Genomic DNA, 11,473 nt, shown 5'->3' on the forward strand with positions numbered 1-11,473 from the left:
TATCGGGACATTATTCGGGACGACCCGAACGGATACGAGGTTGTCTTATGCCCTGGGTATTCCTTCTATTTGCTGGCCTGTTGGAAATCGTCTGGGCCGTAGCGATGAAGCAATCGGCTGGTTTCACCCGATTGTTGCCTACGGCCTTGATGGGGCTTTCGATGATCGGGTCTTTCGGTCTTCTGGCGCTGGCGATGCGCGACCTGCCGTTGGGCACGGCTTATACCATCTGGACCGGTATCGGGGCTGTGGGGGCGTTCTGTGTAGGTATCCTGTTTCTGGGCGAAGCCCTTAGCCCTGCGCGGATTCTGGCGGCTCTTCTGATCGTGTCAGGTCTCATCCTGATGAAGCTGGCGTGAGCGTTTTATTGACCAAGCCATTTTGCTTGGGCAGGGTTCGGAAAACACGGGAATTGGAGACTGGAATGCTGACCGAGACCGACAAGCGCCTGCTGCGCGTGGCTTATGACGAGGCAAAAGCCGGGTTTGATGAAGGTGGATGCCCTATCGGATCAGTTCTGGCGCGGGGTGGCGAAATTGTTTCACAAGGGCGCAATCAACGTGTACAGGGCGGGGATCCGATCGCACATGGGGAAATGGATGCTTTGCGCAAAGCCGGGCGTCAGAAAACCTATCGCGACACGGTTCTTTACACGTCTTTGTCACCTTGCATGATGTGTTCCGGCACTATCGTTCAGTTTGGTATCCCGCGCGTGGTGGTCGGCGATACCCAGAACTTTGGTGGCAACGAAGACTTCCTGCGCGACCGCGGCGTCGAGGTGGTGATAGCCAACGATCCCGACTGCATCGCACTGATGCAGCGGTTCATCGAAGAAAAGCCAGAGCTTTGGGCGGAAGATATTGCCGAGTAAAGGCGAAACCTAGACGCTCTCCAGCACCTGAATAATGCCCGTGAAATCCCCGGCCTTCAGGCTGGCGCCGCCCACAAGCGCACCATCGACATTTGAAACCGCAAAGATCTCCGCCGCGTTGGAGGGTTTTACCGACCCGCCATAAAGCAAACGGACAGAGCGACCCACACCTTCGCCAAAACGACGCTCTAACCGGGCGCGGATGAAGTCGTGAACCTCTCCGATCTCATCAAGCGTTGGAACCTTGCCAGTGCCGATGGCCCAGATCGGTTCATATGCAATGATCAGGTTCTCGCCGGTTGCCTGATCCGGGATCGACCCCGACATCTGACCGCCGATAATGTCGAGTGTATTGGCCGCCTCTCGTTGCTCCAGACTTTCGCCTACGCAAATGATCGCTTTTAACCCCGCGTCCATCGCTGCACGGGCCTTGGCGCGTATATCCTCGTCATGCTCTTCATGGTCCACGCGCCGTTCGGAATGACCCAGGATGACTGATGTCGCGCCCGCGTCCAGCAGCATCTCAGCGCTGATATCGCCTGTATACGCGCCTGCGCTTGCCGCGTGGCAATCCTGCCCGCCAACAGTAACTGCTGACCCGCGTACGGTGTCAGCCGCGCGGCTGAGCAATGTTGCCGGAGGGCAGATCAGGATATCGACAGAAGCGTCTGGGTGGGACTTGCACAGTGCTTCAAGCTCGCTCAGCGCAGCACCGGTTCCGTTCATTTTCCAGTTTCCTGCCGCAAGCTTGCGCCGCATACCCGTATCTCCCTGATCATTCGATGATTTAAGATGCGGATAGCATTGTCGGCACGATCTTACAATTCCACTGATCGGGTGGGTTCGCGCGCTTTGATCGACGCACGGCGTTCGGTCGGGCCCGAGTCACAGGATTACCCGGCGCAAACTAGGATTTCTGCACGATGCTCTCATCGAATTTGATGGATTCACCGCAACCGCAAGCGTCGACGACATTCGGGTTCCTGAACTTGAAACCTGATTCCAGCAACGACACCTCGTAATCGATTTCAGTCCCGAACAGAAACATCTGCGCCATTGGTGCGATCATGACGCGTGCACCATCCTGTTCAACGACTTCGTCGTGTGGATCGGCCTGATCGACATATTCCATGGTATATTCCATGCCCGCACAGCCGCCTTTCTTTACGCCAATGCGCAAGCCGACGTGGCCACCCGAGTTCATCAGGCGGGTAATTTGCTCTGCGGCTTTGGGCGTCATGGTCACAGCCTGTTTGCCGGGAATGCCGAACATGTAAGTCTCCGTTGTCGCGCGTTGCATTTAATCTAGGGCTCAGGGGGCCAAGGCTCAAGACGGTGTGTTATAAAGAGTTTTATCAGGATGAAACAACCCGGCATACAGTATGGGTTCGCTGAAAACACCCGACCGTTAAACCGTGGAGCTGAATAGGTTTAAGCTGGTTGATCGCCAAAACGGTTCGCATTGTGAAATCATCGGAAAGGATAATATTGTGAAGAGATTAAATGCAATTTTTAATCCAGTCTTGTTGGGAGCGGTACTTACCATTGCAGTTCTTTTGTTTGTTCCGGATGATGCGGTGGCCGCCAATGATGGAGAGAGGCATCCGGTAAACTGCGCGACCGCCGAGGGCGATCTGCGCGCCATCGCGACTGAGAAAAAGCACGCGCAGGACCAACAGTTGGAAAGTGTTGCCGCCATTACTCCTGCCGGGGCACTTTTGGGGCTGGTCACAGGAACGGAACACAAAAGGCTGCAAATGCTATCGGGGGACTACATCAATCAACTGGATGCCAGATCTGCGGAAATCAAAAAGACCTGCAATTTGAACTGATCACCCGTCGTTAGGTGATCTGGATATGAAAAGGACCGTTCTCGGGCAAGAACGGTCCGTGTTTCTGGGCCGGAATTCGGGGGGCGGTCAAATCATGTCTGGCCCGAGGTACGATACCGATTGGTGCCGTCCGCAGGTCTTTTCCCGTATCATTGTGACAGGGACAGCACGAACAGGTAACAAAAACACCAATGTTTTGTGACAAATAGCCGGGAAACTGTGGTCGGTGCCTACATAAATCCCAGTTCCAGACGTGCTTCGTCTGACATCATCTCCATACCCCAGGGTGGCTCCCAGGTCAGTTCCACGTCGACCTCTTTGACGCCTGCAACAGGCTCGATCGCTTCCATGATCCATCCGGGCATGTCGCCGGCAACCGGGCATCCGGGGGCTGTCAGCGTCATGATCACCTTCACCGCGTTGTCCGTGGAAATGTCGATCGTGTAGATCAGGCCGAGGTCATAGATATTCACGGGGATTTCCGGGTCATAGACCGTGCGGCACGCCTCGACCACGGGCTCGTACAGGGGGTGCTCAATGGTTGACGGCGCAATCAGCGGTGTGCCTTCAAACTGTTCGCTCGGGTGGGTCATCTTTGCCTCGGGTCTGTTGCCTGAGTGATTATATAGGGAATAGCCGCAACAGCGTCCAGTAGGGCGGCGGCGCCGATAGGGGCGCCGCGGCAATTTAGTCGTTGATGTCGTGGTTGAAGGTTTTGACCTGACCTTGCGGCAATGCAAACAGATTCCGCAAAACAAGCCACGCAATCAGTGACATCACTGCGAAGATCAACACCAACACGTTCAAAGACAGAGCCATTCCGGATACGGCAAGGATAAGGCCCGTGACTGCGGCTCCGATTGCAAAGCCCAGAAAAATGAACCCTGGCAAGACAATCTCAAGGATACCCAGCGCCAATGCGGCGGCGAGCCAGATCCACCAGGTCAACCAGAAGGGGTCTGCCATCATTTTCCTCCTTTTAGCATTTTGAATGCATCACCAAAGGCTTCCAGTGCGTTGGCAGGCACAACAATAGTTTGCTTGCCAGTACCGTTTCCAAGCGCATTCAGGGCTTCAACCTGCTTCAAGGCAACCTGATACTGGGCCGCTTCAATGCCGTTATCCTGAATGGCCTTGGCGACCACACCTGTGGCATAAGCTTCGGCTTCGGCCTGAATGCGCCGCGCCTTGGCGGTTTGTTCCGCCGCATAAAGCTCGGCGTCGGCATGCAGCTCGACTGCGCGCTTCTTGCCCTCGGCTTCTGTCACCTGCGCACGACGGGCGCGTTCGGCGTTCAGCTGTTGCAGCATGGCGTCACGGGTGGCCTGATCCAGATTTACGTCCAGAATCTCGGCGCGGGTGACTTCGATGCCCCAGTCATCGACAGCGGTTTCAACGCTTTCCTGAATACGCGTGATCAATTGGGACCGGTTCGACTGGACCTCATCCAAATCCATTTTACCAATCTCGGCGCGAACGATCCCGGCGACAGTGGTAGCAATCGCGCCATCAACGTCGCGGATTCGGTAGACCGTCTTTTCAGGTTCGAGAATACGGTAGAAGACCGATGTATCGATCTGCACCAAAACGTTGTCCTTGGTGATTGCGTCCTGCGTCGCGTTTGGCAGTTGGCGTTCCAGGATCGAGATCTTGTGGCGCGCAATGTCCAGCAGCGGAACGATAAAGTTGATGCCGGGGCCAAGCACGGAATGCAGGCGCCCAAACCGTTCAACCACATATTTTTCGGACTGAGGCACAATCTTGATGCCCTTGAAAATGATAACAATTACCAGCACCGCGGCCAGCAGGTAAATGATGTTTGACGAAAGCAATCCGATGATTTGGTCTTCGGTCATACTGTCCTCTTGTTTTTGTGTACTATAGTATACATGTGGCGATTGAGTCGCTCGATTTCAACTCTGGTATGAGGGGAAAGCAGTCCCATGCAAATGCCTCGATAATGAAACGCTGTATCGAAAAATCGTGCTGTGACCGCTTTGCATCCCTAGTTGTTTGCGGTATCGGGCGGGGATGAAACTGATAATCGATACAGATCCTGGCATCGATGATGCCATGGCAATCGCCTATGCCGCTGCAGCACCCGAGATCGAGCTGATCGGCCTGACCACGGTGTTTGGAAACACGCATGTACATCAATCCAGCCGCAATGCCCGGTTCCTGCTTGATAAACTGGGTCTGGATCTGCCTGTCGCGGAAGGGGCTGCCGTTGCATTGGGTGCCGATAAACATTCGCCATCCGAACATGTGCATGGTCCCGAAGGATTCGGTGACCTGACTGACATTCCCGAGATTGGAAGTAACCACGCCCTGTCAGCTGCTGAATTTCTGGTCGACATGGCACGAACCCACAAGAAAGAGCTGGTGGTTTGCGCCGTGGGCCCTCTAACCAACATCGCCAACGCCATTCGTCTGGATCCGGAATTCGCCGACAATCTGGGGCGTTTGGTTATAATGGGCGGGGCGGTGTACTGCCCGGGTAATATTACGGTACATGCTGAGGCCAACATCTATCATGATGCGATTGCCGCTGAAGAGGTCTTTGCCACGCCGCCGGAAACCGTTCTTGTCGGTTTGGATGTCACGCTGAAAACGCTCTACGAGACTGCGGATTTCGAAAGCCTGGCAATGCGATCACCTGATATGGGGTCCTTTCTGCGCGATATCTCTCGCTTTTACCTGAAGTTCTACAAGGACGTCGGTGGTCTGGAAGGCTGCGGCCTGCACGATTCGACGGCTGTGATCGCTTGTTCTCATGGTGCCATGTTTGACATGGTCGAAACGGGTCTGCGGGTTGTCACCGAAGGCGACCAGAAGGGGGCAACGCGACCTGATCCGGAACGTCCCGTAGTTCGGGTCTGCCGCGACGTGGACGGGGCAGGGGTTGTTCAACTGTTTACAGACCGTGTTGCCTCGCTACCCTGACGGGTTGCAAAGACCAAACGGATCGGGCAAAGCCTGCCCGGTTCGGCGACCCGAGGGATGACATGACCCAACAGTTTTCTTTTGATCTGAAGGCAACAGACGGCAAAGCCAGGACCGGAGTGATCAGCACACCGCGCGGCGACGTGAGAACGCCTGCCTTTATGCCGGTTGGCACTGCGGCAACGGTCAAAGCGATGATGCCGGAAAGCGTTCGGGCGACCGGGGCAGACATCCTGCTGGGGAACACTTATCACCTGATGCTGCGCCCGACCGCTGAGCGTATTGATCGACTGGGTGGACTGCATAAGTTCATGAACTGGGATCGGCCCATTCTGACAGATTCCGGCGGATTTCAGGTCATGTCGCTGGCCGGTTTGCGCAAGCTGACTGAAAAGGGCGTGACCTTCAAATCTCATATCGACGGATCAAAGCACGAATTGACGCCGGAACGGTCGATGGAGATCCAGCGCCTGTTGGGCTCGGACATTGTCATGTGTTTCGATGAATGCCCTGCGCTGCCAGCGGATCGTGACCGCATTGCCGAGTCAATGCGCCTGTCGATGCGTTGGGCCGAACGGTCGCGCGATGCATTTGGCGATCGTCCGGGGCATGCGCTTTTTGGCATCATGCAAGGTGGGCTGGAAAAAGACCTGCGCGAAGAAAGCGCCGAGGCGTTGAAATCTATCGGTTTCGAAGGCTACGCAGTTGGTGGCCTGGCGGTCGGCGAAGGGCAGGAGGCCATGTTCTCTTGTCTCGATTATGCCCCCGATTTCCTGCCATCGGACAAGCCGCGCTATCTGATGGGCGTCGGCAAGCCCGACGATATCGTCGGTGCTGTTGCCCGCGGGATCGACATGATGGACTGCGTGTTGCCCTCGCGGTCTGGGCGTACAGGGCAGGTTTTCACCCGCTACGGCGTGGTGAACATCAAGAATGCCCGTCACGCAGACGATCCGCGGCCGCTGGACGAACACTGCACTTGCCCGGCTTGTTCGAATTATTCCCGCGCCTACCTGCACCACGTGTTCCGCGCGAATGAGATGATCTCTGGCATGTTGCTGACATGGCATAACCTGCATTATTTTCAGGAGATCATGGCCGGCATGCGCGACGCGATTGCGGATGGTGCGTTCGAAGCCTGGCAGGCCGATTTCCACGCGCAACGCGCGCAGGGGGATATCGAACCGCTGTGATATTTTGCCCTCTCCAGGAAGAAATCTGCCAGTTCTGCGCAGCCGGGCTGTTTTCTGGCGACTGATCGCGCAAGACCGGGGCGTATCCTACTATTTTGGTGGATATGTTCCCGGCACGCCTTGCAGTCCGCCAAACCTCGGTTCATTCTGATTGGTGATACATGGCGGTAAGGTTGAAAATGGGCGATGAGGCCCCACCTTTATCGTCCAAGACAGGAGACGGACAAATGTTGCCTCGATGAGGGACGGGTTCCGTCTTGCCAACGATAAGGATAGAGCATGCAAGAGCCTCTGAATTCCTCCTACCCCGTCCTGCCGCTGCGCGATATTGTGGTGTTCCCACATATGATCGTGCCGCTTTTCGTAGGCCGTGACAAATCGGTCCGCGCGCTGGAAGAGGTGATGCAGGATGACAAGCAAATTCTGTTGTCCAGCCAGATCGATCCCGGCGTTGACGATCCGGATGAAGAAGGCATCTACCGCACCGGCGTTTTGGCCAATGTGCTGCAACTTCTGAAGCTGCCCGATGGCACGGTGAAAGTGCTGGTCGAGGGGCAGGCGCGCGTTCAGATCACCGAGTTTCTGGAAAACGAAGAGTTTTTCGAAGCCCGCGCGGAATACCTGACCGAAATTCCCGGCGACGTCACCACGACCGAAGCGCTGTTGCGCACTGTCGCGGATGAGTTCGAGCGTTACGCCAAAGTGCGCAAGAACATCCCCGAAGAGGCACTGACCGCAGTAGGCGATACCACCGAGCCTGCGAAGCTGGCCGACCTTGTGTCCGGGCATCTGGGCATAGAAGTCGAACAAAAGCAGGAGCTTCTGGAAACCCTCAGCGTCAGCGAGCGGCTTGAGAAGGTCTATGGCCTGATGCAGGGCGAGATGTCTGTTCTGCAGGTCGAGAAGAAGATCAAGACCCGTGTCAAATCCCAGATGGAGAAGACGCAGCGTGAGTATTATCTGAATGAGCAGATGAAGGCCATTCAGAGGGAACTTGGCGATGGCGAGGACGGCAGCAACGAAGTTGCTGAACTGGAAGCCAAAATCGCCGAAACCAAGCTGTCGAAAGAAGCGCGGGAAAAGGCCGAGGGTGAGCTTAAGAAGCTCAAGAACATGTCACCTATGTCGGCCGAAGCCACAGTTGTGCGCAACTATCTGGATTGGATTCTTGCTCTGCCTTGGGGCACTAAATCCCGTGTCAAAAAGGATCTGGGCCGCGCGCAGGAGATTCTGGACGCGGACCATTATGGGCTTGAGAAGGTCAAGGAACGGATCGTTGAATACCTCGCGGTTCAGCAGCGCTCGAAAAAGCTGAAAGGGCCGATTCTTTGCCTTGTCGGCCCTCCGGGCGTGGGCAAGACCTCGCTGGGTAAGTCGGTTGCCAAAGCTACCGGGCGTGAGTTCATTCGCATCTCACTGGGTGGTGTTCGAGACGAATCCGAGATCCGGGGCCATCGTCGGACCTATATCGGCTCCATGCCCGGCAAAATCATTCAGGCGTTGAAAAAGGCGAAGACCACGAACCCGCTGATTTTGTTGGATGAAATCGACAAGATGGGACAGGATTTCCGGGGCGACCCAGCATCCGCGATGCTTGAGGTGCTGGACCCGGAACAGAACAACACGTTCATGGACCATTATCTTGAGGTTGAATATGACCTGTCCAACGTGATGTTCCTGACCACGTCGAACAGCTACAACATGCCCGGGCCTTTGCTTGACCGGATGGAGATCATCCCGTTGGCCGGTTACACAGAGGACGAAAAGCGTGAGATCGCCAAGCAGCACCTGATCAGCAAACAGGTCAAGAACCATGGTTTGAAAGCCAAGGAATTCGAACTGACCGATGAGGCGCTGCAAAAGATCATCCGCACCTATACCCGCGAGGCGGGTGTACGGAACCTTGAACGTGAAATCGCCAAGGTCGCGCGCAAGTCGCTGACCAAGATCATCAAGAAGGATGCAGAAACCGTTAAGGTTACACCCGAAAACCTGCAAGATTTCCTGGGCGTGCCGAAATTCCGTTACGGTCTGGCCGAGCAGGACGATCAGGTTGGTGTTGTCACCGGTCTTGCCTGGACGTCAGTGGGTGGCGACCTGCTGCATATCGAAGCGTTGAAACTGCCCGGCAAAGGGCGGATGAAGACGACCGGTAAGCTGGGCGATGTGATGAAGGAATCCATCGACGCCGCTTCGTCCTATGTGCGTTCGATTTCACCTCAGATCGGGGTAAAGCCGCCGCAGTTTGACAAGATCGACATTCACGTTCACGTGCCGGATGGCGCGACACCCAAGGATGGCCCATCGGCAGGTCTGGCCATGGTCACGTCGATTGTCTCGGTTCTGACCGGTATTCCGGTTCGGAAAGACATCGCGATGACCGGCGAAGTCTCACTGCGCGGGAATGCGATGCCGATTGGTGGATTGAAAGAAAAGCTACTGGCCGCGCTGCGTGGTGGGATAAAGACCGTTCTGATCCCGGAAGAGAATGAAAAGGATCTCGCGGATATCCCGGACAACGTCAAAGAAGGGCTGAAGATCATCCCGGTCAAACATGTCTCGGAAGTTCTGGAACACGCATTGGTGCGCAAACCTGAACCGATCGAGTGGGATGAAGCCGCGGAAGAGGCCGCAGCAGCGGCGGCGCAAGCTTCTGGAAACACTGAGTCTTTAGCAACTGCGCATTGAACTCCAAGGCGGCGGGGGTACCCCCGCCGTCTTTCGGTCTCAAGGGCCAAAGATCGACACTGATCAAGACGTGATGAACAGGCTCAGGTTTTTATTGAATAAGTACAAGTATTGCGTGAGGCTGGCTTGTTGCATTTCTTTTCGTCGTATTGAGGCTGTTGCTCAAAGCGACACAGGGGATTCGTATTTGGACTGACCAGCGTCAATATATTGGCAACAGCAGCCCTCTGATTGCCGGAGAATTTGCACTTTCAAGCAAGCCCCAGAGACGCACGACGCGCATTTTGAGCGAGAACAAATCAACGCGCTGGTCAGGCAATGAACAGGTTATTTGAAGGAGAGGCTTAGTTCTTGATCCAATAGGCTCCAGTCCAATCAACTTCGATAATTGGCTCGGTAATCCCATGCGCATTGCGATAATCTTCCACGGCCTTCTTGCATGGTGGCCATGAGTTGTAGTCGTCGATAATGACGTGCCCACCCGAGACCACTTTGGGATACAGGTTTTCAAGAATTTGAATGGTCGATTCATATAGATCGCCGTCTGCACGCAGAAGGGCAATCTGTTCAATCTCAGCGCTTGGAAGTGTGTCTTTGAACCATCCAGGCAAGAACTTTACCCGTTCATCCAGCAAGTCAAAGCGTTCAAAATTGGCCTTAACTGTGTCAACGGGAACAGCAAGAATCTCTTCTTCTGACAGATCGTAGCCTGTGTCGTCCGGAAAATCCGTACTATTGGGTTTAGGCAATCCTGCAAAGCTGTCTGCCAACCAGACCTTACGATCTCGGTCACCATGTAGCTCTAGGACGGCTTTCATAACCATCGCGCAACCACCGCGCCAAACACCGCATTCAATCAGGTCGCCGGGAATGCCCTTGTCCAGAATGCTCTCAACGGCCTCCTGAATGTTATCAAGGCGTTTGTGGCCAACCATCGTATAACCAAACATGGGCCAATCACGGCCTTCGATCCGGTCAGAATGAATGTAGTCTTTCTTTTCAACCAGAAGCAGGTTTTGCTTGGCCAGCGTGCGTATCAACGAATTCTTCTGCATGACACTGGGATCTTGACTGTTTCTGACTTGCTCAACCCTGTAGGCAGATTCGGGATAAACCGATGCAGTCATCAATTGTTTAAAAAGCTTCAAAGGGTCCATTTCATGCTCCAAAAATGCGCAGAAGATCAATACTTCATACGTGTTTTTGTGCAATCAAATTTTCTTCTTTGTGTTGAGGCCAATCGAAGAACCTAAGCTGAGGCAGTGGATTGTACACGGTGTAGTTGCGTAATAATGGTGGAAAGCTATGCGGGAAAATGGTGGGTGATAACGGATTTGAACCGCTGACATCTTCGATGTGAACGAAGCGCTCTACCACTGAGCTAATCACCCATGGGACGGGGTGATATCTTTCCCGAAGGTTGGCTGCAAGGGAAATAGAACCCGCGGCATCCGCAAAAAATCGCGCCGTATACAAAAATTTGGAATCTGACAAAAAACTTGAAAACGCCGCTTGACGCTGCCCGAGCGTAGCCATAATACACCCAAACGTTCAGCAATGAACTTGCAGCGGGCGGTTGTAGCTCAGTTGGTTAGAGTACCGGCCTGTCACGCCGGGGGTCGCGGGTTCGAGCCCCGTCAACCGCGCCATCGCTGCCATCCTTGGTCCAGGTTAAAGGCCACGAAAATAGATGCGCGGTTGTAGCTCAGTTGGTTAGAGTACCGGCCTGTCACGCCGGGGGTCGCGGGTTCGAGCCCCGTCAACCGCGCCATTTTCCTCCTCTAACAGATCAAGGGTTGCGCCTTTTTAGGCACCTTTAGTCAATCCTGTGTTCATTGCAGGTTTTGATCGGCGAAAATTCGACTGTTCACTAAATGTTCTAACTTTTCTGTTGGAGTCTTGGTCTGGCTCGCCTATCTCTTAACCACTTGTTTGTTGGGGGCCGC

Annotated in this window: 12 protein-coding genes and 3 tRNA genes; 8 read left to right on the plus strand and 7 right to left on the minus strand. The window is 54.7% G+C overall.

From position 1 onward, the window contains the following. The first annotated feature begins 47 nt into the window (after positions 1-47). Positions 48-359, plus strand: a complete 312-nt coding sequence (locus tag ACR0BK_RS00830; protein ID WP_480516870.1) for a DMT family transporter — start codon at positions 48-50, stop codon at positions 357-359. A gap of 65 nt (positions 360-424) precedes the next feature. Next, a complete protein-coding gene (locus tag ACR0BK_RS00835) occupies positions 425-871 on the plus strand; it encodes a nucleoside deaminase (RefSeq protein WP_480516872.1) in 447 nt (148 codons plus the stop codon). Positions 872-880: 9 nt separating this feature from the next. On the opposite strand, the gene tpiA is transcribed toward ACR0BK_RS00835, so the two are convergent. Together tpiA and ACR0BK_RS00845 are read right to left on the minus strand one after the other, a co-directional pair. Beyond that, positions 881-1,630, minus strand: coding sequence for a triose-phosphate isomerase (gene tpiA, locus ACR0BK_RS00840; protein ID WP_480553382.1), 750 nt, complete (start codon positions 1,628-1,630; stop codon positions 881-883). A 148-nt stretch (positions 1,631-1,778) separates the two neighbouring features. Next, complete coding sequence (locus tag ACR0BK_RS00845; protein ID WP_480476725.1) at positions 1,779-2,144, minus strand: HesB/IscA family protein; 366 nt, start codon at positions 2,142-2,144, stop codon at positions 1,779-1,781. 142 nt (positions 2,145-2,286) lie between these two features. Between ACR0BK_RS00845 and ACR0BK_RS00850 the strand changes: the two genes are divergently transcribed. Further along, positions 2,287-2,703: a hypothetical protein gene (locus ACR0BK_RS00850; protein ID WP_480516876.1), complete on the plus strand. Its 417-nt coding sequence runs from the start codon at positions 2,287-2,289 to the stop codon at positions 2,701-2,703. Positions 2,704-2,933: 230 nt separating this feature from the next. Here the strand turns inward: ACR0BK_RS00850 and ACR0BK_RS00855 are convergent, their stop codons facing one another. The 3 genes from ACR0BK_RS00855 to ACR0BK_RS00865 all read right to left on the minus strand — a co-directional run bounded on the left by ACR0BK_RS00855 (position 2,934) and on the right by ACR0BK_RS00865 (position 4,559). Continuing rightward, positions 2,934-3,296 carry an SUF system Fe-S cluster assembly protein gene (locus ACR0BK_RS00855; protein WP_209504059.1) on the minus strand — a complete coding sequence of 121 codons (363 nt, stop codon included), beginning with the start codon at positions 3,294-3,296 and terminating at the stop codon, positions 2,934-2,936. A 94-nt stretch (positions 3,297-3,390) separates the two neighbouring features. Then, the gene (locus ACR0BK_RS00860; protein WP_480553383.1) at positions 3,391-3,669 is read right to left on the minus strand and encodes an NfeD family protein; all 279 of its coding nucleotides are present in this window, start codon (positions 3,667-3,669) and stop codon (positions 3,391-3,393) included. Then, positions 3,669-4,559 (minus strand): SPFH domain-containing protein, encoded by an 891-nt coding sequence (locus ACR0BK_RS00865; RefSeq protein ID WP_480472533.1) that lies wholly within the window; start codon positions 4,557-4,559, stop codon positions 3,669-3,671. The genes ACR0BK_RS00860 and ACR0BK_RS00865 overlap by 1 nt, the downstream gene beginning before the upstream one ends. Positions 4,560-4,734: 175 nt before the next feature. Here ACR0BK_RS00865 and ACR0BK_RS00870 point away from each other — a divergent pair, with 175 nt between their 5' ends. The 3 genes from ACR0BK_RS00870 (at position 4,735) to lon (ending at position 9,527) form a co-directional block, all read left to right on the plus strand. Then, complete coding sequence (locus ACR0BK_RS00870; protein WP_480553385.1) at positions 4,735-5,646, plus strand: nucleoside hydrolase; 912 nt, start codon at positions 4,735-4,737, stop codon at positions 5,644-5,646. 62 nt (positions 5,647-5,708) lie between these two features. Beyond that, positions 5,709-6,839 carry a tRNA guanosine(34) transglycosylase Tgt gene (tgt, locus tag ACR0BK_RS00875; RefSeq protein ID WP_480516881.1) on the plus strand — a complete coding sequence of 377 codons (1,131 nt, stop codon included), beginning with the start codon at positions 5,709-5,711 and terminating at the stop codon, positions 6,837-6,839. A 279-nt stretch (positions 6,840-7,118) separates the two neighbouring features. After that, entirely contained in the window at positions 7,119-9,527 is a 2,409-nt protein-coding gene (lon, locus tag ACR0BK_RS00880) for an endopeptidase La (RefSeq protein WP_480516883.1), read from the plus strand. A gap of 344 nt (positions 9,528-9,871) precedes the next feature. On the opposite strand, the gene ACR0BK_RS00885 is transcribed toward lon, so the two are convergent. Next, positions 9,872-10,684 carry a TylF/MycF/NovP-related O-methyltransferase gene (locus tag ACR0BK_RS00885; RefSeq protein ID WP_480516885.1) on the minus strand — a complete coding sequence of 271 codons (813 nt, stop codon included), beginning with the start codon at positions 10,682-10,684 and terminating at the stop codon, positions 9,872-9,874. Positions 10,685-10,843: 159 nt separating this feature from the next. Beyond that, a tRNA-Val gene (locus tag ACR0BK_RS00890) sits at positions 10,844-10,918 on the minus strand. Between the two features lie 181 nt (positions 10,919-11,099). Here ACR0BK_RS00890 and ACR0BK_RS00895 point away from each other — a divergent pair. Both ACR0BK_RS00895 and ACR0BK_RS00900 read left to right on the plus strand, forming a co-directional pair. Beyond that, positions 11,100-11,176 (plus strand) — tRNA-Asp (locus tag ACR0BK_RS00895). Between the two features lie 45 nt (positions 11,177-11,221). After that, positions 11,222-11,298, plus strand: a tRNA-Asp gene (locus ACR0BK_RS00900). Positions 11,299-11,473: the final 175 nt, after the last annotated feature.

Source organism: Ruegeria sp. AF1 (genome assembly GCF_056542125.1).